At 60.2% G+C, this 26,011-nt stretch carries 22 protein-coding genes and 1 tRNA gene; 13 read left to right on the top strand and 10 right to left on the bottom strand.

Annotated elements, in window-relative coordinates; translation table 11 throughout:
* Positions 1-6 precede the first annotated feature (6 nt).
* The 8 genes from tolR to HBR93_RS00310 all read left to right on the top strand — a co-directional run bounded on the left by tolR (position 7) and on the right by HBR93_RS00310 (position 5,860).
* Positions 7-459 carry a protein TolR gene (tolR, locus tag HBR93_RS00345; RefSeq protein ID WP_162473200.1) on the top strand — a complete coding sequence of 151 codons (453 nt, stop codon included), beginning with the start codon at positions 7-9 and terminating at the stop codon, positions 457-459.
* Positions 459-1,532, top strand: coding sequence for a cell envelope integrity protein TolA (tolA, locus tag HBR93_RS00340; protein WP_029300302.1), 1,074 nt, complete (start codon positions 459-461; stop codon positions 1,530-1,532). The genes tolR and tolA overlap by 1 nt, the downstream gene beginning before the upstream one ends.
* A 17-nt stretch (positions 1,533-1,549) precedes the next feature.
* Positions 1,550-2,830 (top strand): Tol-Pal system beta propeller repeat protein TolB, encoded by a 1,281-nt coding sequence (gene tolB, locus HBR93_RS00335; protein WP_154220440.1) that lies wholly within the window; start codon positions 1,550-1,552, stop codon positions 2,828-2,830.
* 55 nt (positions 2,831-2,885) lie between these two features.
* Positions 2,886-3,386: a peptidoglycan-associated lipoprotein Pal gene (gene pal / locus HBR93_RS00330; RefSeq protein ID WP_029300299.1), complete on the top strand. Its 501-nt coding sequence runs from the start codon at positions 2,886-2,888 to the stop codon at positions 3,384-3,386.
* 6 nt (positions 3,387-3,392) lie between these two features.
* Entirely contained in the window at positions 3,393-4,217 is an 825-nt protein-coding gene (gene ybgF, locus HBR93_RS00325) for a tol-pal system protein YbgF (RefSeq protein WP_169959665.1), read from the top strand.
* Between the two features lie 165 nt (positions 4,218-4,382).
* Positions 4,383-5,030 carry a 7-carboxy-7-deazaguanine synthase QueE gene (gene queE / locus HBR93_RS00320; protein WP_057441364.1) on the top strand — a complete coding sequence of 216 codons (648 nt, stop codon included), beginning with the start codon at positions 4,383-4,385 and terminating at the stop codon, positions 5,028-5,030.
* 1 nt (position 5,031) lies between these two features.
* Positions 5,032-5,721 (top strand): 7-cyano-7-deazaguanine synthase QueC, encoded by a 690-nt coding sequence (queC, locus tag HBR93_RS00315; protein WP_057960521.1) that lies wholly within the window; start codon positions 5,032-5,034, stop codon positions 5,719-5,721.
* Positions 5,722-5,784: 63 nt separating this feature from the next.
* Positions 5,785-5,860, top strand: a tRNA-Lys gene (locus tag HBR93_RS00310).
* Between the two features lie 223 nt (positions 5,861-6,083).
* Here the strand turns inward: HBR93_RS00310 and HBR93_RS00305 are convergent.
* Positions 6,084-6,890 (bottom strand): hypothetical protein, encoded by an 807-nt coding sequence (locus HBR93_RS00305; RefSeq protein WP_115128826.1) that lies wholly within the window; start codon positions 6,888-6,890, stop codon positions 6,084-6,086.
* 206 nt (positions 6,891-7,096) lie between these two features.
* On the opposite strand from HBR93_RS00305, the gene HBR93_RS00300 reads away from it, so the two are divergent.
* On the top strand, positions 7,097-7,501 hold the full coding sequence (locus HBR93_RS00300) for an antitoxin Xre-like helix-turn-helix domain-containing protein (RefSeq protein WP_057440007.1): 405 nt from the start codon (positions 7,097-7,099) through the stop codon (positions 7,499-7,501).
* On the top strand, positions 7,495-8,187 hold the full coding sequence (locus HBR93_RS00295) for an RES family NAD+ phosphorylase (protein ID WP_057444165.1): 693 nt from the start codon (positions 7,495-7,497) through the stop codon (positions 8,185-8,187). The genes HBR93_RS00300 and HBR93_RS00295 overlap by 7 nt, the downstream gene beginning before the upstream one ends.
* A gap of 10 nt (positions 8,188-8,197) precedes the next feature.
* Here HBR93_RS00295 and lldD read toward each other — a convergent pair whose 3' ends face one another.
* Positions 8,198-9,340 (bottom strand): FMN-dependent L-lactate dehydrogenase LldD, encoded by a 1,143-nt coding sequence (gene lldD / locus HBR93_RS00290; RefSeq protein ID WP_120734006.1) that lies wholly within the window; start codon positions 9,338-9,340, stop codon positions 8,198-8,200.
* Positions 9,341-9,448: 108 nt separating this feature from the next.
* On the opposite strand from lldD, the gene HBR93_RS00285 reads away from it, so the two are divergent.
* A complete protein-coding gene (locus HBR93_RS00285) occupies positions 9,449-10,339 on the top strand; it encodes a LysR family transcriptional regulator (RefSeq protein ID WP_057440005.1) in 891 nt (296 codons plus the stop codon).
* Between the two features lie 220 nt (positions 10,340-10,559).
* A complete protein-coding gene (nadA, locus tag HBR93_RS00280; RefSeq protein ID WP_029300280.1) occupies positions 10,560-11,618 on the top strand; it encodes a quinolinate synthase NadA in 1,059 nt (352 codons plus the stop codon).
* Between the two features lie 135 nt (positions 11,619-11,753).
* Here the strand turns inward: nadA and HBR93_RS00275 are convergent, their stop codons facing one another.
* From HBR93_RS00275 to gcvH, 6 genes are all read right to left on the bottom strand, one after another.
* Positions 11,754-12,242: an RDD family protein gene (locus HBR93_RS00275; protein ID WP_029300279.1), complete on the bottom strand. Its 489-nt coding sequence runs from the start codon at positions 12,240-12,242 to the stop codon at positions 11,754-11,756.
* 96 nt (positions 12,243-12,338) lie between these two features.
* On the bottom strand, positions 12,339-12,551 hold the full coding sequence (locus HBR93_RS00270; RefSeq protein ID WP_029241865.1) for a cold-shock protein: 213 nt from the start codon (positions 12,549-12,551) through the stop codon (positions 12,339-12,341).
* A gap of 388 nt (positions 12,552-12,939) precedes the next feature.
* Positions 12,940-14,064: a glycine cleavage system aminomethyltransferase GcvT gene (gene gcvT / locus HBR93_RS00265; protein WP_169959664.1), complete on the bottom strand. Its 1,125-nt coding sequence runs from the start codon at positions 14,062-14,064 to the stop codon at positions 12,940-12,942.
* A 39-nt stretch (positions 14,065-14,103) separates the two neighbouring features.
* Positions 14,104-15,480, bottom strand: coding sequence for an L-serine ammonia-lyase (locus HBR93_RS00260; protein WP_057960516.1), 1,377 nt, complete (start codon positions 15,478-15,480; stop codon positions 14,104-14,106).
* Positions 15,481-15,664: 184 nt separating this feature from the next.
* Positions 15,665-18,514, bottom strand: coding sequence for an aminomethyl-transferring glycine dehydrogenase (gene gcvP, locus HBR93_RS00255; protein ID WP_169959663.1), 2,850 nt, complete (start codon positions 18,512-18,514; stop codon positions 15,665-15,667).
* Between the two features lie 10 nt (positions 18,515-18,524).
* Positions 18,525-18,908 carry a glycine cleavage system protein GcvH gene (gcvH, locus tag HBR93_RS00250; protein WP_057440003.1) on the bottom strand — a complete coding sequence of 128 codons (384 nt, stop codon included), beginning with the start codon at positions 18,906-18,908 and terminating at the stop codon, positions 18,525-18,527.
* Between the two features lie 334 nt (positions 18,909-19,242).
* Here gcvH and HBR93_RS00245 point away from each other — a divergent pair, with 334 nt between their 5' ends.
* Positions 19,243-23,922 carry a hypothetical protein gene (locus tag HBR93_RS00245; protein ID WP_169959662.1) on the top strand — a complete coding sequence of 1,560 codons (4,680 nt, stop codon included), beginning with the start codon at positions 19,243-19,245 and terminating at the stop codon, positions 23,920-23,922.
* Here HBR93_RS00245 and HBR93_RS00240 read toward each other — a convergent pair whose 3' ends face one another.
* Positions 23,923-25,431, bottom strand: a complete 1,509-nt coding sequence (locus tag HBR93_RS00240) for a sigma-54-dependent transcriptional regulator (RefSeq protein WP_057440001.1) — start codon at positions 25,429-25,431, stop codon at positions 23,923-23,925.
* A 199-nt stretch (positions 25,432-25,630) separates the two neighbouring features.
* Positions 25,631-25,993 carry a DUF5064 family protein gene (locus HBR93_RS00235; protein WP_057440000.1) on the bottom strand — a complete coding sequence of 121 codons (363 nt, stop codon included), beginning with the start codon at positions 25,991-25,993 and terminating at the stop codon, positions 25,631-25,633.
* Between the last annotated feature and the right edge of the window lie 18 nt (positions 25,994-26,011).

Here is a 26,011-nt window from a genome sequence, read left to right as displayed (position 1 = left end):
GCTTTAATCGCTCGAGCTCGCAAAAAGCGCAAGCCGGTCGCCGAGATGAACGTAGTGCCTTACATCGACGTGATGCTGGTGCTGCTGGTGATCTTCATGGTGACCGCGCCGATGCTCAATCAGGGGGTGAAAGTTGATCTGCCCAAGGTTTCCAGCGAAGCCTTGCCGCAGGACAACAACACCCAGGTCCTGACCATTTCGATCAAGGCTGACAAGACCTATTACTGGAACCTTGGCAGCGAAGTCGATACCCAGAAGCAGCAGGACAAGGCCATGACCTTGCCGCAAATGACCGACGCCGTGACCAAAATCATCCGCGCCGGCAACGAAGGCGGCAAGCACACCCAGGTGTTCATCCGCGGTGACAAGTCGGTCGACTATGGCTCCGTCATGGGCGCCATGGGCGGGCTGCAGAAAGCCGGGGTCGGTAATGTTGGCTTGATTACCGAGGCGCCCTGATGCAGCAACAGCGAGAGCCGTCCGCCTCGGAAAGCTTCTTCTGGCCTAGCGTCTGGGCAATAGCCCTGCACGTTCTGGTGTTTGGCATGCTGTTTGTCAGCTTTGCCATGACCCCGGAGCTGCCGCCAGCCAAGCCGATCGTGCAGGCGACCCTGTATCAGCTGAAATCGAAAAGTCAGGCCACCACCCAAACCAATCAGAAGATTGCGGGTGAGGCCCAGAAGTCGGCTGCGCGCCAGACTGAAGTCGAACAGATGGAACAGAAGAAGGTCGAGCAGGAAGCGGTGAAGGCTGCTGCGGAACAAAAGAAAGACGAGGCGGCTCAAAAGGCCGAGGAATCGAAAAAGGCTGACGAAGCGAAGAAGGCCGACGAGGCGAAAAAGGCTGATGAAGCCAAGAAAGCCGAGAAAGCTGCCGAAGCTAAAAAAGCCGAAGAGAAACAATTGGCTGATATAGCCAAGAAGAAATCTGAAGAAGAAGCCAAGAAAGCGGCTGAAGAAGAGGCCAAGAAAAAGGCCGCTGAAGAAGCCAAGAAGAAGATAGTCGAAGACGCGAAGAAGAAAGCCGCCGAAGACGCCAAGAAAAAAGCTGAAGCAGACGAGGCGAAGAAGAAAATCGCCGACGACGCGAAGAAGAAAGCTGCCGCCGACGCCTCCAAGAAAAAGGCCCAGGAAGCAGCGCGCAAATCCGCCGAAGATAAAAAGGCCCAGGCCCTGGCAGATTTGCTTTCCGATACGCCGCAACGTCAGCAAGCCTTGGCCGATGAACGTGGTGATGAAGTCGCGGGCAGTTTCGACGATCTGATTCGCGCGCGCGCAGCGGAGGGCTGGACACGTCCACCTTCGGCACGCAAAGGCATGACAGTCGTGCTGCAGATCGGCATGTTGCCGGATGGTACGGTGACTTCGGTCAGCGTGGCCAAGTCCAGTGGCGATGGTTCGTTCGACAGTTCGGCGGTTGCAGCGGTCAAGAATATTGGCCGGCTGACCGAGATGCAGGGAATGAAACCAAGCGACTTCGCTCCCTATCGTTCATTCAAGATGACATTCACACCTGAGGATCTAGCCTTGTGAGAAACCTTCTTCGAGGAATGCTTGTCGTTATTTGCTGCATGGCAGGGATAGCGGCGGCGGATGAAAAGAACATCCTGGTAACCAGCGGGAGCGATCGGGCCACTCCGATTGCGGTTGTACCGTTTGGCTGGCAGGGCGGCAGCGTGCTGCCGGACGATATGGCGGAAATCATTGGTAATGACCTGCGCAACTCGGGTTACTACGCGCCAATTCCGAAACAGAACATGATCAGCCAGCCGACCCAAGGCAGCGAAGTAATCTACCGTGACTGGAAAGCCCTGGGCGCCCAGTACCTGATGGTAGGTAGCATCGTTCCAGCAGGCGGTCGCTTGCAGGTGCAATACGCCCTGTTCAACGTGGCCACCGAGCAGCAAGTGCTGACCGGTAGCGTGTCGGGCAGCGTCGATCAACTGCGAGACATGGCGCACTACATCGCCGACCAATCGTTCGAGAAACTGGTCGGTATCAAAGGTGCGTTCTCCACCCGCATCCTGTACGTGACGGCTGAGCGTTTCTCGGTGAACAACACCCGCTACACCCTGCAACGTTCGGACTACGACGGTGCCCGTGCAGTGACTCTGTTGCAATCGCGCGAGCCAATCCTGTCGCCGCGTTTTGCTCCGGATGGCAAGCGTATCGCCTACGTGTCGTTTGAACAGAAGCGTCCGCGCATCTTCGTTCAGCACATTGATACCGGTCGCCGTGAGCAGATCACCAACTTCGAAGGCCTGAACGGCGCGCCAGCCTGGTCGCCGGATGGCAATCGCCTGGCATTCGTGCTGTCCAAGGACGGTAACCCGGATATCTACGTGATGAACCTTGGTTCGCGCCAGATCACCCGCGTCACTTCCGGTCCTGGCATCAACACCGAACCGTTCTGGGGCAAGGATGGTTCGACCATCTACTTCACTTCAGACCGTGGCGGCAAACCGCAGATCTATAAGAGCAGTGTTGGCGGTGGTGGTGCGGAGCGTGTGACCTTTATCGGTAACTACAACGCCAATCCGAAGCTTTCGGCTGACGAAAAGACCCTGGTAATGATCCATCGCCAGGATGGTTTCACTAATTTCAAGGTGGCGGCCCAGGATTTGCAGCGCGGAAGCGTAAAAATCCTCACAGATAGCACTCTTGATGAGTCGCCTACTGTTGCGCCCAACGGCACCATGGTAATCTACGCCACCCGCCAGCAGGGCCGGGGAGTCTTGATGCTCGTGTCCATTAATGGACGCGTAAGGCTCCCGCTTCCTACCGCACAAGGCGAAGTCAGAGAACCATCCTGGTCCCCTTACCTGAACTGACGCGGCGCTACAAAAAGAAGTACTTAACACACTGGGGTTCATTAGGAGTTTCACGATGGAAATGCTGAAGTTTGGTAAGTTTGCTGCTCTGGCTCTGGCTCTGTCCGTAGCCGTTGGTTGCTCGTCTAAAGGCGGCGACAATGCCGGTGAAGGCGCAGCTGTTGATCCAAACGCTGGTTACGGCGCTAACACTGGTGCAGTTGACGGCTCCCTGAGCGAAGAAGCTGCTCTGCGCGCAATCACCACTTTCTACTTCGAATACGACAGTTCGGACCTGAAGCCAGAAGCCATGCGCGCTCTGGACGTTCACGCGAAAGACCTGAAAGGTAACGGCGCTCGCGTTGTTCTGGAAGGCAACACCGACGAACGTGGTACTCGTGAGTACAACATGGCACTGGGCGAGCGTCGTGCGAAAGCCGTTCAGCGCTACCTGGTACTGCAAGGTGTTTCCCCAGCTCAGCTGGAACTGGTTTCCTACGGTGAAGAGCGTCCAGTTGCTACCGGCAACGACGAGCAATCCTGGGCTCAAAACCGTCGCGTCGAACTGCGTAAGTAATTCGTCATGCGAACGTGCCGTCGTGTAGTAACCGTATTGGCTCTCAGCCTCGCACCGCTTGCGGTGTGGGCTGCGGTTCCCGTGGAAGATAGCAACTCTGGCTATAACAATAGTGGGAGTAGTTATCCACCAGCAGGTTATGGCACGAACGGCGCCTATGCAGGGGGAGCGGCTACTGCCGCTCCCTCGGCACAGGGCGAGCTGTTTAACCAGCTGCAACGCATGCAGGATCAATTGGCACAGCAACAAGGTGCGATTGAGGTTCTGCAAAATGAAGTTAACCGCCTGAAGCAAGAAGGCCTGGAGCGATACCAGGATCTTGATCGGCGTATAGGAACCGGCATTACACCTGCCGCGACTCCTGAGAATTCTTCTGCCGGTGGCGCTGCAAGCGCCGCCGGTGGTGCAGCCGCAGGCGCCGCACAGGCCCCTGCAGCCAGCAGCGAACCGGCTGATCCGGCCAAGGAAAAGCTGTATTACGATGCAGCCTTCGACCTGATCAAAGCCAAGGACTTCGACAAGGCCAGCAAAGCGTTCACCGCTTTCCTGGGACGTTATCCAAACAGCCAGTACGCGGGCAATGCCCAGTACTGGTTGGGTGAGGTCAACCTGGCCAAGGGTGATTTGCAAGGTGCAGGCCAGGCGTTTGCCAAGGTCAGCCAGCTTTACCCCAAGCATGCCAAGGTGCCTGATTCGTTGTACAAACTGGCTGACGTAGAGCGCCGCCTGGGTCATACCGACAAGGTCAAAGGCATTCTGCAGCAAGTAGTGGCCCAATATCCTGGGACCTCTGCTGCCCAGTTGGCTCAGCGCGATTTGCAGCGTTTGTAAGCACTGCTGTCCCGCTTGGAAGAAACCCGCGCCTGTCGCGGGTTTTTTCGTTAGAATCCACGCCCTTTTATGAAATACGCTTTTTGGGGTTCACGCTTTGCCGGGATCCCATGAAGTGCCTGACGGAGGCGGACAGCCTGTTTAGCTGTTACGCCCGTGGCGACTATGCAAGACACATTACGCATCACCGAAGTTTTTTACTCGTTACAGGGTGAAACGCGCACTGCCGGCCTGCCCACAGTATTTGTGCGCCTCACCGGCTGCCCGTTGCGCTGCCAGTACTGTGACAGCGCCTACGCCTTCAGCGGCGGCACCATTCGCACCCTCGACGACATCCTGGAGCAGGTTGCAGGCTTCCGGCCGCGCTACGTCTGCGTGACAGGCGGCGAGCCCCTGGCCCAGCCCAATGCCATTCCTTTGCTCAAGCAGCTGTGTGACGCCGGTTACGAAGTGTCGCTGGAAACCAGTGGTGCCCTGGACATTTCCGCGGTCGATCCTCGCGTCAGCCGAGTGGTTGACTTGAAAACCCCGGACTCCAAGGAGGCGCATCGCAACCGTTATGAGAACATCGAGCTGCTGACGGCCAACGACCAGGTCAAGTTCGTCATTTGTTCGCGGGACGACTATGACTGGGCCAACTCCAAGCTGATCCAGTACGGCCTGGACCGACGCGCCGGCGAGGTGTTGTTCTCTCCAAGCCACCATGACTTGAACGCTCGCGACCTCGCTGATTGGGTGGTTGCGGACAACCTGCCGGTGCGCCTGCAATTGCAGCTGCATAAATACCTTTGGAATGACGAGCCGGGACGCTGAAATGACTGAACAAACGACTGATCAAAAACGTGCGGTAATCCTGCTGTCCGGCGGCCTTGACTCCGCCACCGTAGTGGCGATGGCCCGTGCCGAGGGTTACAGCTGCTACACCATGAGTTTCGACTACGGCCAGCGTTCCCATGCCGAGTTGCACGCCGCCGCCCGGGTTGCTCGCGACCTCGGCGTGGTGGAGCACAAGGTAATCGGCCTGAACCTCAATGGTATTGGCGGCTCGGCCTTGACCGACAACACCATCGACGTGCCTGAGGCGCCCACAGAGGGCATTCCGGTCACCTATGTGCCGGCCCGTAACACCGTGTTCCTCTCGCTGGCCCTGGGCTGGGCAGAAGTGCTCAACGCCCGTGACATCTTTATCGGCGTCAACGCGGTGGACTACTCCGGCTACCCGGACTGCCGCCCAGAGTTCGTCGAATCGTTCGAGCGTATGGCCAACCTGGCGACCAAGGCCGGCGTAGAAGGCCACGGCTTCCGTATCCAGGCGCCGCTGCAAAACCTGAGCAAGGCGGATATCGTCAAGGCGGGTGTAAGGCTGGGTGTCGACTACTCGCTGACTGTTTCCTGCTACCAGGCGGACAATGATGGTCGTGCCTGTAGGAAATGTGACAGCTGCCGACTGCGCGCTGAAGGCTTCCAAGCGGCCGGAATTACTGACCCAACGCGTTATTTCTGATTTATTTAAAATAAGGTGTTGAATAATCCTTAGAAATCAGTATTATACGCGCCACCACACAGCGGGTCGTTAGCTCAGTTGGTAGAGCAGTTGGCTTTTAACCAATTGGTCGTAGGTTCGAATCCCACACGACCCACCATTTTTGGCGGTTTAGAAAATCCGGAAGGCCCACGCAAGTGAGGATTTCCGGGTTTTTTTTTGCCTGGTGCAAAAGCACGCGCAGGGCTCTCTGGGAGCGTGACGTGCTGCTTGCCGGTTAGACATGCAGCCGTCTGCGGCGACCATTCATTTCGTGGGTGGGTTGATGTCGATCGGCTGAAGATGGGCTTCGGCTGCCCCTGAACCGCGCCCCAACCCTAGGCTCAAAGTTGCTTGGCTCCATTCATCCAAGGGCTGTAGTCCACCTCCACGTAACCCTGGGGCAGGCCTTGAGGGTAGTTGGCAAACCCCGGCATCTGTCGCAAGTCCAGTCGTTTGCACTGCGTGACAAGGCGCTGCTGCAACGCGCTATCTACCTTGAAGCCTTGTGAGCGGTACGGGCTTTGATTCAGGTTGACCATGCACTCACTCACTTTGCCCTGGGCATCGGCGATGAAGTGGAAGCTCGCGACGCCAATACTCTGGGGGTCATGCCCGACAAACAATTGCTCACGGAAGAAGCGGATCTGCCGGTAGAGGTCGATGCGCTTTTTCTGCAGTTGTTGCTGTTCTTCCGAAAGCCCAATCAGAGGGGTGAACACCATGGGGGCGATAATCTTTTGGGTGTCCTTGGCATCGGCGAAGACCTTGGGCGAGACTTCGGGAAACAAGGTGGTCCAGCACAGTTCGGTGACCAATTTGGCCAGCTTGGCCTGGCGCAGGTTGTTCTGGCCCTCGTTGGGCAGCAGGGTTCCGCGTTGGGCTGAGCAGTCCACTACGTGGTTCTGCGCATCGACGGTCAGGATCATATTCATCACCCCCGTCAGTTCCTGTTCATTGGCGGCCAGGGCATAGCCGCGCAATATCGTTTGGAACGTAGTGACGAATTTTTCGTCTTTTTGTTGCAGCTGTGCTGCCGCTGAGGCTGCCGCCTGTTCGGGGGTGTGGCTCTGGCAGCCGGACAGTGACAGCAGGCTTGCACCGAACAAGGCCAGGAGCCAGCGGGACGAAGAAGGCGCGTTGAATTCCATTTCTTGGGGGCTCGTGCACAAAGAGATTGGGAAGAGGTAGACGGGAACCATTCTCACCCATCAGGCGGTAAAGTGCGATTCGAAATACAAAAACCACACTGCTGATGGTTTTGGTTGTAATAGCTGACGTTTATCCAACGCTGGTTTGCTCTGTAGACTCATATTGTCTATATTTGAATCTATAGATTAATTCCGAGGTGGCAACCATGAGCCTAGCCCTTCAAGCACAGCCCTTCACCCGGGAGCAATGTGTCGCCGGACTCCGGGCGGCCGTGGGCATCCTGGAAAAATGGCAGGCCAGCAGCGACCAGGCCTGTCGCATCCTGCGTATCTCGCGCAGCACTTATACCCGTGCGCGGCAGCGCGATGCCGCGTGGTCGGTGAGCCTGGATGCCGACCAGATGCAGCGCATCAGTTTTGTGCTGAACATCCACGCCACGCTGCGCATGGTGTTCGATAACCCCGAGAACGTGTACGGCTTTGCGGCGATGGCCAACGACAATGCGTTTTTCAACGGGCGCTCGCCCCTCGAGGTTATGGCCCAGGGCGATATGATTTCCCTGTACGAGACCTTCCGCCGTATTGACGTGTTGCGTGGTGCGCAATGGTGAAGGTGAGCCAGTTGGGCGATTTGCCCAGCGGGCCGTTGCACGCCTATCGCCTGGTCAATTCCAAATTCCCGCCGATTGCGTTGTTTGACGATGTGGCGGATGCCGACGAGTTTGAGGCGCTCTATCAGATCCAGGCCCTGACCAACCCACGATTGGGCAATGAGGTCGGTCGGATCGAGCTGATACCCCGTAGGGAAATCCCCTTCGGGATTGTGGGATGTTCCTACGCCATTGCCCCGTTCACCCACGTCAATCCGGCCGGATCGCGTTTCAGCGCGGGTGATTTTGGCGTGCTGTACCTGGCGGCCACGGTCGAGACGGCACTGGCAGAAGTGCGTTATCACCAGAACCAGTATTGGTCCGGAGTTCATGGCCTTAACTATGAGCGCTTTGTTTTCCGGGGGCTGTCTTGCACCTTTGCCGGCGACGCCATGAAGGATGCGACGTCGGTGCCGATGAGCGATCCGATCTACGACCCTGACGACTACAGCTACGCCCAGCGCTTGGGGGGCGCGCTAAAGAAGGCCGGTTGTCCCGGCCTTCGTTACCTGTCGGTGCGCTCAGAAGGCGATCACTGCTGGGCGTTGCTGACACCCAGGCCGGTGTCGTCGATTGTCCAGGCCGCCCATTACGAGATGGTCTGGAATGGACAGATCACCAGTGTCAGCAAAATCAGCGAAGCCTGAGGCTGGCGGGTCAGATCTGCCCGCGCACCAGGATTGACTCATCAATCTGCGCAATCGACGTAACCCCGGTCAGGGTCATGGCCACGCGCATTTCCTTGGCAAAGATATCCAGCAGATTCTCTACACCGCGCTGGCCATCGGCAGCCAGCGCATAAGCAGGCGCTCGTCCCAGCAATACGCCACGGGCGCCGAGGGCGAGCATGCGCACCACGTCCAGCCCCGAACGCACCCCGGAGTCCACCAGCACCGTGAGGTCGCTGCCAACCGCCTGGGCAATCTCAGGCAGAGCCTTGGCGGTGGACAACACACCATCGAGCTGGCGGCCGCCGTGGTTGGACACGACGATGCCGTCGGCGCCGAAACTCACCGCGTCCTTGGCGTCCTGTGGGTCGAGGATGCCCTTGATGATCATCGGGCCCTTCCAGAACTCGCGGATCCACTCCAGGTCTTTCCAGCTGATGGAGGGGTCGAAGTTGGTAGCGAGCCAGCCGATGTAGTCTTCAAGGTGGGTCGGCTTGCCCAGGTATTTGGAGATATTGCCCAGGTCGTGGGGGCGGCCCATCAGCCCTACATCAAGAGCCCAGGCCGGTTTGGTCACGGCCTGCAACATGCGCCGCTGGGCGGCGTACGGGCCGGACATGCCGGAGTGGGCATCACGGTAGCGGGCGCCGGGGGTGGGCATGTCGACGGTAAACACCAGGGTTTTCACCCCGGCGGCTTGCGCACGCTCCAGGGCGTTTTTCATGAAGCCGCGGTCTTTCAATACATACAGTTGAAACCAGATCGACTGCGCCGTCTGCGACGCTACTTCCTCGATCGGGCACACCGACACGGTCGACAGGCAAAACGGCACCCCTTTATTGGCCGCCGCGTTGGCCACCTGGACTTCCCCGCGTCGGGCAAACATGCCGGTCAGGCCTACCGGGCTCATGACCACCGGCATCGCCAGCGGTTGGTCGAACAGCGTGGTCTCCAGGCTCAGGCTTTCGACGTTGCGCAGGACACGCTGGCGCAGGCTGATGTCTGCCAGGTCCGAACTGTTGGCCTTGAGGGTGTGCTCGGCGTACGCGCCACCGTCAATATAGTCGAACAGGAAACGCGGCAGTTTGCGGCGTGCGGCTTCGCGGTAATCCGATGCGGACGAAATGATCATGAACAGTGAGGCCCCGGAATAAAGAAAACGGTGGGTGGAGGATAGTCAAAGGCATTTCATGGTAAAAACAACTTTTACAACTTCATTCAAGTCGCAAATGGAATAGTCATGAACCTGCGAACGCTGCGAGCCTTTGTCGAAGTGGTGCGCCAAGGCAGTTTCTCACAGGCGGCCGAGATGGTTTCGCTTACCCAATCGAGCGTCAGCAAAGCGGTCAAGACCCTTGAAGAAGAGTTGGGCACGCCGTTGTTCAGTCGTATCGGCCATAAGAGCGAACTGACAGCAGCCGGTGAAATTGCCTACCGCCGCGCCCTGGTGTTGCTCGCCGAGCGCAGTGACTTGGTCGCCGAGATCAACGACCTGCTGGGGCTCAAGCGTGGCGTATTGCGCATTGGCTTGCCGCCGGTGGGCAGTGGTGAATTGTTTGCGGCGATGTTTGCAGTGTACCGCCAGCGTTACCCACAGATAGAGATTGAGCTGATCGAGCACGGTAGCAAGAAGCTGGGTGAGTGCCTGCAAGCGGGGGAGGTGGATGTGGCTGCGCTACTGGTGCCGGTGGAGGGCGAGTTTGAGTATCAGGACGTGCGCGTCGAGCCGCTGATGGTCGTCCTGCCCAGCAGCCATCCATTGGCCGGGCGTGAGAGTGTGGATTTTTCCGACCTGTCCGACTCGCCATTCATACTGTTCGAAGCCGGTTTTGCCTTGAACCGCATCATTCTTTCCGCCTGCGAGCGTCGCGGTGTATCGCCGAAGGTTTCGGTGCGCAGCGCCCAGATCGACTTTATCGTCGACCTGGTGGGCGCGGGCCTGGGAGTCGCCTTCCTACCGCGCATGCTGGCCTACAAACACTTGCATGCCGGCATTGCCCTGATTGCCCTGGATGAGCCTCAGACCGACTGGCATATTGCTTTGACCTGGCGGCGCAATGCTCATCTGCCGCCGGCTGCACGAGCCTGGTTGGACCTGGCCAGGGAAATGGGCAATGTCCCTGCGCCCTAAACGATGCCAATGTCGCGGGATATCACCCGTATGCTCCCGCCGGGTAGGCGTTTTGCGGCATATTAGGCTTTTGAATCTATTCGATATTCTGTAGCCTTGCGCAGCTTCACCTTAACCCGTGCTTGATGAACACAATCACTTCGTCCGGCGGTGCCCGAAGGGCTCCGGAGCCGGTGGTACACTCGACTTTCGCGCAACTGCGCCTGCAGGTCTTGCGAACATGACGCAAATTTCCGAACGCCTTCTGGTCCAAGCCCACCTCGATGCCAAGCAGCCCAAGGTGCTCAGTGCCGAGCAAGAGGCAAGCTTACGTTCTGCCATTGCTGCCGAGCTCAAGGCTCAAGACGCGGTGCTGGTGGCGCACTTCTATTGTGACCCGGTGATTCAGGCCCTGGCCGAAGAAACCGGTGGCTGTGTTTCCGACTCCCTGGAAATGGCCCGCTTCGGCGCCGCCCACCCGGCCAAGACCGTACTGGTCGCCGGCGTGCGCTTTATGGGCGAGACAGCGAAAATCCTCACCCCCGAAAAGCGCATCCTGATGCCGACCCTGGAAGCCACATGCTCCCTGGACCTGGGTTGCCCGGTGGAAGAGTTCTCGGCGTTCTGCGACCAGCATCCGGAACGCACCGTGGTGGTGTATGCCAACACCTCGGCGGCGGTCAAGGCCCGTGCCGATTGGGTGGTGACCTCCAGTTGCGCCCTGGAAATCGTCGAAAGCCTGATGGATAACGGCGAGACCATTATCTGGGGCCCGGACAAGCACCTGGGCACCTATATCCAGCGCCAGACCGGTGCCGACATGCTGCTGTGGGACGGTGCCTGCATCGTCCACGAGGAGTTCAAGTCCAAGCAGTTGGAAGACATGAAGGCGCTGTACCCGGACGCAGCGATCCTGGTACACCCGGAGTCACCGACCTCGGTCATCGAGTTGGCCGATGCCGTGGGTTCCACCAGCCAGTTGATTGCGGCGGCGCAGCGCTTGCCGAACAAGACGTTTATCGTCGCCACTGACCGCGGCATTTTCTACAAGATGCAGCAGTTGTGCCCGGACAAGGTGTTTGTCGAAGCGCCAACCGCCGGCAACGGCGCGGCGTGCCGCAGTTGTGCGCACTGCCCGTGGATGGCGATGAATACCCTGGAGCGCACGTTGCAATGCCTGCGGGAAGGCAGCAACGAGATCTTTGTCGAGCCGTCCTTGATCCCCCATGCCGTGCGCCCACTCAAGCGCATGCTGGACTTTACCCAGGCGGCCCGCCTGAAGCTGGCGGGCAACGCCTGATCCACGGCTGATGCAGCAAAAAATGTGGGAGCGGGCTTGCCCGCGATAGCGGTGGATCAGTCTGCACATGTAGTGACTGACACACCGCCATCGCGGGCAAGCCCGCTCCCACATTTGGATCTTATTGGCCTGGGGCTATTTCTTTTTCTTCGGGATCCGCACCAATTGCGTGTCCGAATAGATGTCATGCCAGGCCCGCTGTTTCTTGTCCACCAGCGACCAGATAAACCCCAGCCCCGCGCACAACCACGACGCAATCGACACCACAAAACGCAACAGCGCCTGCCACAGGCTGATGCGCGAGCCGTCCGCATTCTGCACACGTACGCCCCACACCTGCATGCCCAGGGTCTGTCCGGAATGGGTCCAGAACTTGGCGAAGAAGCCAAACAGCACAAAAAACAGAATCGTCGACAGCAACGGATCACCGTCCAGGGCGCCAGACTCCGAGAGCGTGCGCATCTTCGCTTCACCGACAAAGGCAATCCACACCAGCTTATAGAGGAAGGCGGTGACGATCAGCAGGGCGGTACACAACAGGAAGTCATAGAACATCGCTGCCAGACGACGGCCCAGGCCAACGGCGGGGAATTCGCCTTGGGGGCTTAGCAGGTGTTTCGACATGGCTCGGCTCTCTGGAGGAAAAAAGCCATTTTACGGACAAACGCACATAAAAAAGCCTCTGATGTCACCATCAGAGGCTTTTTGTCGCAGTAAGGATCAGGCTTCTGCTTGTACTTCGTCAGCCTGCATGCCTTTCTGGCCCTGCACGGCGATGAAGGTCACTTTTTGGCCTTCTTTCAGGCTCTTGAAACCGTTGCCCTGGATAGCGCGGAAATGCACGAACAGATCCGCACCGCTTTCTGGAGTGATAAAACCAAAACCTTTCTCGTCGTTAAACCACTTGACGGTACCGCTCTGACGTTCAGCCATTTTCTTATTTCCTTGACGCTAAAAATTAATGACAGCCCCTTTCACCTGAAAGAGTACTGGGCTGGGTTGCAGGAAAGTAAGAGACGTCGAACGGGTTGTAGCAAACTTTGGCTACTGCCCAGGTCCAGGTTCAAAGCGACCCATGCAAACACAGTGGGCAAACTCTACGACAACTAACACAGAAAAAACAAGCCCTCTGCAAGCCACGTATTTACTCGCCTTCATGACACTTCGGTCAACATTGCGGCACTGTGTTATTCGATAGCGTGGGTCACTTGTTATAGGTTAATCGATATAACATTGACTATCGTCAGTGCACTGTTTTATGGCGGTTGCGTTACAGATTAGTGCAAATGAACACAACCGCGTTACTTATAGGAACAGTCGATCAGCCACGGTAGTAACGTTGTGGCACGAATGGCATTTTACTTACACGAAGTGGCACCTTTTTCCCACGTACTAATGCAGAGACTTCGCTCTCCAGCGCGGTAAAGGCCGTGTCGAGGTAGCCCATGGCGAGCGGGCCGCCGAGGCTCGGGCCAAAGCCGCCGCTGCACACACGGCCGATCACGGTGCCGTGTTCATCGACAATCTCGGCGCCTTCACGGACCGGGGTGCGTTCCTGGGGCAGCAGGCCAACGCGCTTGCGGCTGACGCCGGTTTGCTGCTGGGTGAAAATCCGATCTGCCCCCGGGAAGCCCCCGGCACGCGCGCCATCGGCGCGACGGGCCTTGGAAATCGCCCACAGCAGGCTGGCTTCAATCGGCGTGGTCTCGGTGTTCATATCGTGGCCATAGAGGCACAGGCCGGCTTCCAGGCGCAGGGAGTCGCGGGCGCCGAGGCCGATAGCTTCGACTTCAGTTTCGGCCAGCAGGCTACGGGCCAGGCTTTCGGCACTGGCCGCAGGCACCGAGATCTCAAAACCGTCTTCGCCGGTATAGCCGGAACGGCTGACGTAGCACTCGACCCCCAGCAGGCGCAGGGGTGCGAACTGCATAAAGGTCATCTTGGTCACTTCCGGCGCCAGGCGCGCCAGCACTTTCACCGCTGCCGGGCCTTGCAGGGCCAGCAGGGCACGTTCTTCAAACAGTGGCTCGATCTGGCATTGGTCGCCCAGATGCTGGCGCAGGTGCGCCAGGTCTTGATCCTTACAGGCGGCGTTGACCACCAGAAACAGCTCGTCGTTACCCAGGTTGGCGACCATCAGGTCATCGAGGATGCCGCCCTGGTCGTTAGTGAACATGGCGTAGCGCTGCATGCCCACGGGCAGGTCGATGATATCCACCGGCACCAGGGTTTCCAGGGCCTTGGCGGCGTTGGACCCGGTCAGGCGGATCTGGCCCATGTGCGACACATCAAACAACCCGGCCTGTTCACGGGTGTGCTGGTGTTCTTTCATCACGCCCAGGGGGTATTGCACCGGCATGTCATAACCGGCGAACGGCACCATGCGTGCGCCCAGTTCAAGGTGCAGGGCGTGCAGCGGGGTTTTCAACAGGGTTTCGGTGGACATATTCAGCTCCTGAAAAACGTGCTGGCGCGTTTATAAGCATCAGCACTCGATAATGTTGACGGCCAAACCGCCACGGGCGGTTTCCTTGTATTTGCTTTTCATATCGGCGCCGGTCTGGCGCATGGTGCGGATCACCTTGTCGAGGGACACGAAGTGCTGCCCATCACCGCGCAAGGCCATGCGCACCGCATTGATCGCCTTCACCGAACCCATGGCATTGCGCTCGATGCAGGGCACCTGCACCAGGCCGCCAATTGGGTCGCAGGTCAGGCCGAGGTTATGCTCCATGCCAATTTCGGCGGCGTTCTCCACCTGGGAGACGGTGCCGCCCAGCACTTCACACAAGGCTCCGGCGGCCATGGAACAGGCCACGCCCACTTCGCCCTGGCAGCCGACCTCAGCCCCGGAGATCGAGGCGTTTTCTTTGTAGAGGATGCCGATGGCCGCGGCGGTCAGCAGGAAGCGCACCACCCCGTCCTCATTGGCGCCGGGGATAAAGCGCATGTAGTAATGCAACACCGCCGGCACAATCCCGGCGGCACCGTTGGTGGGCGCCGTGACCACGCGCCCGCCGTTGGCGTTTTCTTCGTTGACCGCCAGGGCATACAGGTTGACCCAATCCAGCACCGACAGCGGGTCGCGCAGCGCCGATTCCGGGTTCTTGCACAACTGGCGATGCAGCGCGGCCGCACGGCGCTTGACCTTCAAGCCACCGGGTAGGATGCCTTCATTGCGACAGCCGGCCGCCACGCAGTCCTGCATGACTTGCCAGATCTTCAGCAGGCCGCTGCGGGTCTCGGCTTCCGGGCGCCAGGCGCTTTCGTTGGTCAGCATCACCTGGCTGATGGACAGCCCATAGGTGGTGCAATGGCCAAGCAAATCCTTGGCGTGCTTGAAAGGGAAGGTCAGGGGCGTGGCGTCTTCGACGATCCGGTCGGCGCCGGCCGCGTCTTCATCCACCACAAAACCACCGCCCACCGAGTAGTACTCACGGCTGCGGATCTGGATGCCGGCTGCGTCAAACGCACGAAAGATCATGCCGTTGGGGTGGTAGGCGAGGGGTTTGCGAATCATCGCCAGGTGTTCTTTCTCGTTGAACGCAATGCTGTGTTCACCGAGCAGGTTCAAGCGAGCGTCGCCGCGCATCTGCACCAGGCGCGCGGCCACGGTTTCGGTGTCGACGGTGTCCGGGTGTTCACCTTCCAGGCCGAGCAGCACGGCCTTGTCACTGCCGTGGCCTTTGCCGGTGGCGCCGAGTGAACCGTAGAGTTCCACCTTGACGCAGGTGGTGGCGTGCAACAGGTCGTCCCGCTTGAGGCCCTCGGCGAAGCGGGCGGCGGCACGCATCGGGCCAACGGTGTGGGAACTGGAGGGTCCGATGCCAATCTTGAACAGGTCGAACACGCTTAAAGACATGAGTTGTTCTCCGGTTTCTTATTATTGGAAGCAAGCTGTCCTGCGCAATGCGATCACTGTGGGAGCCGGGCTTGTGTAGGCGCTGGCTTGCCTGCGATGCAGACACCTCGGTCTATCAGTGGCGCCGAGGTGAGGCTATCGCAGGCAAGCCAGCTCCTACACTGACTGCGTCTCTTCAGTCAGATCACGCGTAGCTCTCGATCGACGGGCACGCACATACCAGATTGCGATCGCCAAACACGTTGTCGACCCGGCCGACCGGCGGCCAGTACTTGCCTTCGATCAACGACGCTACCGGATACACCGCCTGTTCACGGCTGTACGGGTGGCTCCATTCACCGACGATTTCAGCTGCCGTGTGCGGCGCGTTTTTCAGCGGGTTGTCGTCCTTGTCCAGCGTGCCGTTTTCCACCGCGCGGATTTCCTCGCGGATAGCGATCATGGCGTCGCAGAAGCGGTCCAGTTCTTCCTTGGATTCGCTTTCGGTCGGCTCGATCATCAAGGTGCCGGCCACCGGGAACGACATGGTCGGGGCATGGAAACCAAAGTCGATCAGGCGCTTGGCCACGTCATCCACGCTGATGCCGCTGCTGTCCTTGAGCGGGCGCAGGTCCAGGATGCACTCGTGCGCCACCAGGCCGTTGCTGCCGGTGTACAGCACCGGGTAGTGCTCTTCCAGGCGACGGGAAATGTAGTTGGCATTGAGGATCGCCAGCTGCGAAGCGCGCTTGAGGCCCGCACCGCCCATCATGCTGATGTACATCCAGGTAATCGGCAGGATGCTCGCACTGCCAAATGGCGCTGCGCAGACTGCGCCTTCCTTGCGCTGCATGGCCGCGTGGCCGGGCAGGAATGGCGTGAGGTGCGACTTGACGCCAATCGGGCCAACGCCCGGGCCGCCACCGCCGTGGGGGATGCAGAAGGTCTTGTGCAGGTTCAAGTGCGACACGTCGCCGCCGAACTTGCCCGGGGCGCACAGGCCGACCATGGCGTTCATGTTGGCGCCATCGATATACACCTGGCCGCCGTTGTCATGGATGATCCCGCAGATTTCGCGGATGCCTTCCTCGAACACGCCGTGGGTCGACGGGTAGGTGATCATCAGCGCGGCGAGGTGCTCGCGGTGCTCGATGGCCTTGGCGCGCAAGTCTTCGATGTCCACGTTGCCACGGGCATCGCACGCGGTGACGACTACGCGCATGCCGGCCATGTTGGCGGTGGCCGGGTTGGTGCCGTGGGCCGACGAAGGAATCAGGCAGATATCGCGGCGTTCTTCGCCACGGCTCTGGTGATAGGCACGGATCGCCAAGAGGCCCGCGTACTCGCCCTGGGAACCGGCGTTCGGCTGCAGGGAGATGGCGTCGTAGCCGGTGGCCGCGCAGAGCATGGCTTCCAGTTCAGTGGTCAGTTGCAGGTAGCCGGCGCTTTGCTCGGCCGGGGCGAACGGGTGCAGGGCCCCGAACTCGGCCCAGGTCACCGGGATCATTTCACTGGCAGCGTTGAGCTTCATGGTGCACGAGCCCAGCGGGATCATGGTGCGGTCCAGCGCCAGGTCCTTGTCGGCCAGCTTGCGCAGGTAGCGCATCAGCTCGGTTTCCGAGTGATAGCGGTTGAACACCGGGTGGCTGAGGATCGGCGATTGGCGCAGCAGCGCGGCCGGCAGAGTGCTGTCGACGCTGGCGGCGAGGGCGGCGAAGTCCGGCAGGGCTTTACCGCCTGCGAACACGCTCCACAGGGTTTCGATATCGGCCTGGGTGGTGGTTTCATCCACCGACAGCCCCAGGCGTGCCGCGTCCACGACCCGCAGGTTGATGCGCTGGGCACGGGCCTGGTCGTGCAGGGCCGCAGTGTTGGCGCCGGTGGCCAGGGTCAGGGTGTCGAAGAACGTCTCTTGTTCAACCTTGAGGCCCAGGGCACCCAGGCCTTTGGCGAGGATTGCGGCCAGGTGATGAATGCGCGTGGCGATCTGCACCAGGCCTTTGGGGCCGTGGTACACCGCGTACATGCTGGCAATGTTGGCCAGCAGTACCTGGGCGGTGCAGATGTTGCTGGTGGCCTTTTCGCGGCGGATATGTTGCTCGCGGGTCTGCATGGCCAGGCGCAGGGCCGGCTTGCCGAAACGGTCTACGGACACACCGACCAGACGCCCCGGCATATCACGCTTGAACGCGTCCTTGGTGGAGAAGTAAGCGGCGTGCGGGCCACCAAAGCCCAGCGGCACGCCGAAGCGCTGCGCACTGCCGATGGCCACGTCGGCACCGAACTCACCCGGTGGGGTCAGCAGGGTCAGGGCCAGCAGGTCGGCGGCCACGGCCACCAGGGCGTTGGCGGCGTGGAAGCGCTCGGTCAATTCACGGTAGTCGAACACATCACCGTTGCTGGCCGGGTATTGCAGCAGGGCGCCGAAGAACGGGCTGACATCCGTCAGTTCACGCTCGTCGCCCACTACCACCTCGATGCCCAGCGGCTCGGCACGGGTGCGCAGCACGTCGAGGGTCTGCGGGTGGCTGTGCACGGAGGCAAAGAACTGGTTGCTGCCCTTGTTCTTGCTCAGACGCTTGCAGAAGGTCATGGCCTCGGCGGCGGCAGTGGCTTCGTCGAGCAGGGATGCGTTGGCGATCGGCAGGCCGGTAAGGTCACTGATCAGGGTCTGGAAGTTCAGCAGCGCTTCCAGGCGGCCTTGGGAGATCTCGGGCTGGTAAGGCGTGTAGGCGGTGTACCAGGCCGGGTTTTCCAGGAGGTTGCGCAGGATCGGCGACGGCGTGTGGCAGTTGTAATAGCCCTGGCCGATGTAGGTCTTGAACAGTTGGTTCTTGGCGGCGATGGCCTTGATCGAGGCCAGTGCATCGGCCTCGCTCAGGCCGTCGCTCAGGCCCAGCACGGCGGTGCCCTTGATGCTTTCCGGGATCACGCTGGCGCTCAAGGCTTCCAGGGAGTCAAAACCCAGGGTCGCGAGCATCTGTTGCTCGTCGTCCTGGCGCGGGCCGATGTGGCGGGCGATAAATTCGTTGGCGGTGCTCAGGTTGATACTCATGGCGCGCTCCTCAAGCTTCAGCGTTGGCTTTGATCAGGCGGTCGTACGCATCCTGATCCAACAGCTTAGCTACTGCATCGGCGTCAGCCGGTTTAAAGCGGAAGAACCAGCCTTCGCCCGTCGGGTCTTCGTTGACCAGTTCCGGGCTTTCGCTGAGCTGGTCGTTGACTTCCAGCACTTCGCCGGTCAGGGGCATGTACACGCCGCTGGCGGCCTTGACCGATTCCACAGTGGAGGCTTCGGCGCCCTGCTCGTAGGCCTGCAGCTCCGGCAGTTGCACGTAAACCACATCACCCAGGGCGTTTTGCGCGAACGCGGTAATACCTACGGTGACGCTGCCGTCAGCTTCGGCACGCAGCCATTCGTGATCTTCAGTAAAACGCAATTCGCTCATGGAAACTCCTCAGGGCCAGAATCGTCTGGTGGACGGGATTGGAATGGGAGAGTCCTTAGCAAAAATGCGGCCAATATAAAATTATTGTTATTAATCAATTGTTTATGGATATGTGGTGGTGAGTGAGGGACGCGCCCTGTAGCGAAATCGCTACGGATCGACAGTGGAAAAAAAGCCTATTTGGATCAAAGCCTTGCATGGCGAAGGCGGACCAGGCGTGTATTGAAAACGTTCCGCTGTAGCGTTTTCGATACGGCTGCGCGAGATGTATGTAGCGCACGGGCCGGCAGGGGGCGGCTTATTTTGCCGTTATCCAATGATTAGGACGCGCGGCATGAGCCATTCAATAGCGGCATTTCAGGGCACTTCCCAGCTAAACGCATCCCGCGATTTTCTCCGGCGCCTGTTTGCCCAGCGCCCGACGTTGACGCAAGTGGCCGAGTCCATGGTCCAGGACTGGATCGCCGAGGGGTTCGCGGCCTCCCGTTTACGGGCCAACATCACCTGGATCGGCGTGAGGCAGCCCGCTCAAGCCGGCGCTGACAGCTATACCCAGCTCACGACCCTGGGTGATGCCTTGATCAGGCGCTGCATGAGCAGCGAAGTGCTGAACTACGTGGCCGGTCATCACTGCCTGTTGGTCAGTTCCATAAGCCATGGCTTCGTGCCGATAACCGATATGGTGTCGGTCGATGATATTGAGTTCATGCTCAACGCCCTGGCCCCCCAGTTGCTCGCCGGTTTTAACGCAAGGCTGGTGGCCTACTGGAACGCGCCTGCCCCCGGCGATGCAGGGCTTAGTCGCTGGGGCGCAGTCGGCACGCAGTTGCGTGAGTGTTTGCTCAGCGCCCGGCAGACTCCGCCCCTGACACCGCAGCAAGCAAGCGCGCTGCTGGGGCTGGGGGACGGGCCGCAGGAGTTGTGGGGTCATCAGGTGGACCGGCAAGCGCTGGGCGGGGCCGATGTACTGCGGATCTATCAAGTCTATGCCGGCCAGGAGGGACGGCCCGGCGAGTGGCTGCCTTTGTTGGTCTTGCAGCGTCAGGTCGCGCAGCAACAGGTCAACCTGGTTTATGTTCCCGCGATAAGCCTGCTCAAACTGACTGCGTTGGACGAGTTGGGCAGCCTGCTGCCGCGCTACATGAGCCACTACACCCCCGGACGGCTCGTCAATTGGGTGCTCAAGGAGCCGCAAGGTGATGTGTTCGATGCACAGGCCCAGACCTTGCTGGAGCGCCAGTTAAGGGCGTTGCAGCAGCTCAATTGGTCGGCCCTGCCCGGCGTCGACAGCTACAAGCGCCTGTTCAGCCAACTCACCGCACCCGAGGTGTGGTTCGAGGGCGATTACCTCCAGCAGCCCCACGAAGAGCAGTTGCCGCTGTGGTTGCAGGTCGCCAGCGGGGCCGACCGGAACACCTACGGCCAATGGCTGGAGCGTCTGGCACTCCTGCAAAAACGCACGGGCGGTGCATCGTTTCTCGACGGGCTGGAGCCGATTGACGTGTATGCCCGCCAAGCGCTGCAACGCCAGATGCGCCTGGATTTCCCGCAAGAAACCGCGATCAATCCGGATGATTACCTGCTGACGTTTGAACGCACCCAAGGCGCCACGGTGGGCTGGACGCAGCGCACCACCAAGTCCTTGACCTCATGGTCGTTGGAAAACCCCTTTGCTACCCCCTATGCCAGTGTGCAGATCGCCCATCAGGCGGCGCCGGGGCAGGAGGTTGCCGCGTGGATCAGGCCGGCGTACCTGGAAAAACTGATTGAGACGGTCGATGTGGGGCGGCATTACCCCGCGTTACTCAAACGGGCGCTGGTGTCGGACCCGGCAGAGTCTGCACGGCGCCGACGCTTGTTTGTCGAGCAGATGGCCTTGCAGCTTCCATTGCGCGCCCTTGAGAACAGCCTGCGCCAACGCAACGGGTTTACCCCGCCCGGCGCAGAGGTGGTGCAAGCCTTGCTGCAGAGCGACCCGCTCAAGCGGGCGGTCGGGAACCAAGTGATCATCGCCCGGCCCTTGGCTTTTCTGACGCATGCCGGGGGAACGGTGCATAAAGCCAGCAACCTGTTTGTCATCGGTCCGCGGGATAACAGCCCGTTGCCCCATATTCTGTACCGGCCTGATCAGGCCGAGGCGCTGCTCCAGCAGTTCGCCAGCCGCCAGGCGCTGCTCGACGAGATCACTCGAACGGGCAGTGACCTGCAGGCGGTGGTGCTTGAGCAACTGTCTGAAAACAGCCGCGCATTGTTTGCCAACGGCGGGTTTTCAAGCCCCCATGTCCAGCGCTTTCTACAGGGGGACGAATACAGCGAGCACGCTGCGGCCAGCCCGGCATTGCTCAGCGACGAGCCAGTACCTGGGGTGTTTCTTGAGACGGTATTTGATGAAAACGCCAGGAGCCTTTGGCAGTCCGCCGAAAAACGCGCCACCTCTATCGAGGCGCTGCGTTGGACGCTGTTCAAGAATAATCTCTGGCAGATCTTCAATGCCCTGCTGCCCCTGCTCAGGGGATCGGTGGCAGTGGCGGGGTGGTTGTCCCAGGTGTATGTCAGCTTTCGCACGGTGCTGGCTTTGCCGGCCGCAGCCAGTCAGGAAGACACCGCCGGTGCCCTGGTCGATTTGCTCGGCAGCCTGGCCGGCCTGCTGTTGAGCCCGGTGGTCAGCCTTGATCAGCGTTTGCGGTTGAGTGAGACCCGGCCACTGTCTACTGGCGCGATCGAAACCACGGCGGTCAGGCATGTCCAGCAGACGCCGTCGACGTTTGCCTGGCAGCGTTCACTGGCCGATGTCACGGGCATGGACTTTTCCTGGGCCAACGCGCGGTTGCGCCTTGATCCCGCGCAACAGGCACAGCTTGAGACCTTCCGCTGGTCCCCAGGGCCGGGCGAGCAGTGGCCGGGAACGCCCACGGTCAGCTCGCCAGACAGCCCTATACGCGGCCGGGTCGCGGTGCGGCGCGCCGGCGGCACGGTCAGTCATGAAGATTACCTGTTGATTGACAGCCTGCTGTATGGGGGCAAGCAGGTGGATGGGCGTTGGCGCATCGTGGACCTGAGAAACCCCCAGCGCGCCGGCCCCTGGCTCAGGAAAGATTCACGCGGGGTGTGGAAAGTCGACCTGGGCCTGCAATTGCTCGGTGGCCATCCCAAGCTGTCGGCTGCCAGCCGCCGCGCCAATATCCAGCGTCAGAACCAGATGTTTGAACATCATTATCAAGAGATGACGGAACGCCTGATGGAGGCTGAAAAAGCTGCGGCGGCCGCTGAAGAGCGCTTTGAACACGCCCACGGCGGCGATCAGCAAAAACTCTTTGATCCATCCCTGCAAGCGCTGCGGGCCAGCTATCTGGCCGCCCTGGAGAAACAAAGCCGGGCGCAGTTCAACCGGCTGGACGCGTTGATCGCAAAAAATGCCAACAAACCCGTGGAGCGGTTCGAGCCGGAAAAGATTCTGCAATTGGAGGACCTTGTCCAGACCCTGCGTGTGCAGATGGTAATGCTGATCGCAAACCGCTCGAACGAGGTGTTTCCCGGTGAGCGTCGCAGCCAGTTGGGTGAACAGCTGGAGCATGAAGACGTAGCCGTTGTTCAGGCTGCGCACCACACGCTCGTCGAGTCGATGCAGGCAATTATTGGCTACAACGACCAACTGATCGACTTGAGCATCCTGGAGCGAAACAACTATGCCAGGCTGGCCCAGGTACCCGGGTATGACTCGCGGCCTGAAGCCTTGCTTCCCTCCACGCTTGGCACGCCGCTGGACTGGAAGTCGTTGCAGTTGAAGGCATTGGGCGGGGTGATAGTGCGCAGGCCGCCGAAGCCCGAGGAATATGAGGATTTCATCCGGATCGGCTCGTTGGTCGATGAGGCGACCCAATCGGTGCAGTCACAAAAAAACCTGCAGGAGGCAGGCCCCCTGAGTGTGCAACAGCGCATCGACGGCTATGACGCGATTTTGCTCGACTATGACAACACCCAAGCGTCCCTGCGTGAGTACGGCGACATGGATTCCGACCTGCTCTATGAGGGCAGCATCGAGCGCTTGAATCGCATGCTCAACGCCTTGGAGCATGAAGCGCGCGGTTCCCTGGCGGCGCTGCTGCGTGAGCGCGAGCAGACTCCTGCACGCGCGCCCGGGCCCGCGCTTGGCTCTGGCAAGCGCCTGATCCGTGACCGCAAGAGCCGCTATCTGGTGGGCCAGGTTCGGGCGCGTACGCCGCAGATGAACGAGCACATTGTTGATGTCATCAATCCGGTCGATCAGAGTGTGGTGGCGAGCTTTCGGCAGGCGCCTGGCAGTGATGAGTTTGAGGCAATCACCCAGGCCCGTACGCCGCCAGTGCGCCCGGTGCGCTCCCTGGAAAGGCTCAGGGACGATGGGCGCAAGCTGCTGGCGCGCCAGTCGACTGTGCTTGAGCAGGCGCGTAACGAAGCGCGCCTCTCCAGCCAGCCCGCCAGCGTCGAGGCCCGATTGTTACGGCATGCCGGGAAAATCAATGGGGTGGCCGATAAGATCCGCAAGGCCCTGGGGCAGGAGCAAAGCCAAACGCAGGAGCCCCTGCTCAAGGAGCTGGGGCAGGCCTCCAGCCGCCTGGCGGAGCACGGCAGGCTGATCCGTATCGAGATGGTCAAGCGCCTGGCACCTGATGAAGAGGGGATTGCCTACCTCAAGAGCCAGAATGAGGTGCAAATCCTACCGATAGAGGGGCGCATAGCGCTTAAACGGGAGAATGATTTCCTGCAGGAATACCTGGTCAAGGACACTGGCGGCAAGGTATTGGCCTACGCCCATTTTCATTACCGCACACGTGAGGCGGCCAACGCGCCATACAGCGCCGGCCATTTGAAACGGCCGGAACAACGCTTTATGAGCTTTCGCAGCCTGGCCGACAAGACCGACAGCGATGTGATTGCGATCTACTATTCGCGGATCAGTCCAGCCATGGCCCAGCAGCTGTTTTTCAGCGCGACGGGGGCGGTGATCCAGCGTGGACGCAGGGTCCTGTGGTGATCAGGGTTTGCCGGGGATGCCGTATTTGCGCAACCGATGGGCGATAGCGGTGTGAGACGTCTGTAGACGGTTGGCCAACTGACGTGTCGAGGGGTAGGTGCTGTAGAGCTTTTCGAGCAGGCTGCGCTCAAAGTCCTCGACGGCCTGCTCCAGGCTGTTCACCTCGCCGTCGCTTTGGCGGGCGACCGAGGTGCCGGCGATATCCAGGTCGCCAATGTCCACCAGGTTGCTTTCGCAAATGGCGGCGGCGCGGAAGATCACGTTCTGCAACTGGCGCACATTACCCGGCCAGCGGTTGCCCAGCAGCGCCGGGTAGGTGCCTGGAGCCAGGCGGCAGACCGGGCGCTGGATCTGCGCGCAGGCCTGCTGCATGAAGTAGCGGGCCAGCAGCAGGATGTCCTGGCCACGTTCGCGCAGGGGCGGTACTTCCACATTCAGCACATTGAGGCGGTAGAACAGGTCTTCGCGGAAGGTGCCTTCGCTGACCATCTTTTCCAGGTCGCGGTGGGTGGCGCTGAGGATGCGCACATTGACCTTGACCTCGCGGTCGCCGCCGACCCGGCGAAAGCTGCCGTCATTGAGAAAACGCAGCAGCTTGGCCTGCAAGTACGGCGACATCTCGCCGATCTCATCGAGAAACACCGTGCCCTGGTTGGCCAGTTCCATCAGCCCTGGCTTGCCGCCGCGCTGGGCGCCGGTAAAGGCGCCGGGGGCGTAGCCGAACAGCTCGCTTTCGGCGAGGTTTTCCGGCAGCGCCGCGCAGTTCAGCGCCAGGAACGGTGAGCTGTGGCGTGCGCTGATGGCATGGCAGGCGCGGGCCACCAGCTCTTTGCCGGTGCCGGTCTCGCCCTGGATCAACAGCGGGGCGTCGAGGGCCGCCACCCGTTGCGCACGGGTCTTGAGGGTGCGGATGGCCACGGACTCGCCCAGCAACGCATCGAAGCCTTCGGCATGGTCATGGTGCAGCGCCGAGAGCCGCTCGCCGATGCGATTGGGTTGGTACAAAGTCAGCAGCGCGCCGGCATCGGTAATCGGCGTGGCATCCAGCAGCAAGGTCTGGCCGTTGACGCTGATCTCGCGCAGGGGCAGGCGAAAGCCATGTTCGAGCAAGGCTTCCAGCAGTGCCGGATCGTCAAACAGCTCGGCGATACTTTCGCCAGCCGGCTCGCGGCCATAGAGGGCGATCAGCGCCGGGTTGGCCAGCAGCACCTTGCCGGCGCTGTCCAGGGCCAGGACCGGGTCGGTCATGGCCGCCAGCAGGGCGTCGAGTTGCAGGTGGCGGCGCTGGCCGGGAAGGATATCCACCACCGTCACCGCCTGTACGCCATGGACGCTGAACAGCGCGTCGCGCAACTCTTCCAGCACCTCCACGCTCAGGGTCGGCGCGTCGATGTAGACGTTGGGCGGGATCATCTCCACCGCATCCAGGTTGAGATTGCGCCCACCGAGCAGGGCCAGGACTTCCTGGGTAATGCCGACGCGGTCGATGAAGCTGACGTGGATACGCATGGGGCGGACTTTGATTCTGCAATGCGGAGGGTGGCCAGTATGCCTGAGCGACGGTGGAGATCAAAAATGTGGGAGTTGGCTTGCCTGCGATAGCCTCATCGAGGTGTGACTGATACATCGAGGTGCCTTCATCGCAGGCAAGCCAGCTCCCACACAAGCTGGCTCCCACATTTGATCTGTTTTGGCCGTGGAGCAGTGGTTATTCCAGGTGTTCAGGCTTGATCGGATCGCCCGGCTTTACATCCAGTTGGTGGCGCACATCCTCGAACATCAGGTCGTACTGTTTATGCATGCCTCCGTTGAGGACCGCGGTTTTCGGCATGCCGTATTTCTGCGCGATGTTCATGGCATGGCGGGCAAAGTCGAAGGCCTGGTCCTTGGGCAGGAAGAATTCTTCCTTGAGCTCTTTGCCCTGCACCGAACCATGCATCTTGAAGAGCATTCCCTTGCCTTCCTTTGGATCCTGGCTGACTTCATAGTCGATGCACAGGTCGTAGCTGTGGTCCTGGGCATTCAAGGCGTGGCGTTCAACATGCAAGTGACCGGGTTCAAAAATGGCCATAGGCGTCTCTCCCTAACA

The organism is Pseudomonas sp. WS 5411, assembly GCF_012985595.1.
In the GTDB taxonomy this organism is placed as follows: Bacteria; Pseudomonadota; Gammaproteobacteria; order Pseudomonadales; family Pseudomonadaceae; genus Aquipseudomonas; species Aquipseudomonas shahriarae.
This window is presented reverse-complemented; position numbering and strand designations above follow the sequence as displayed.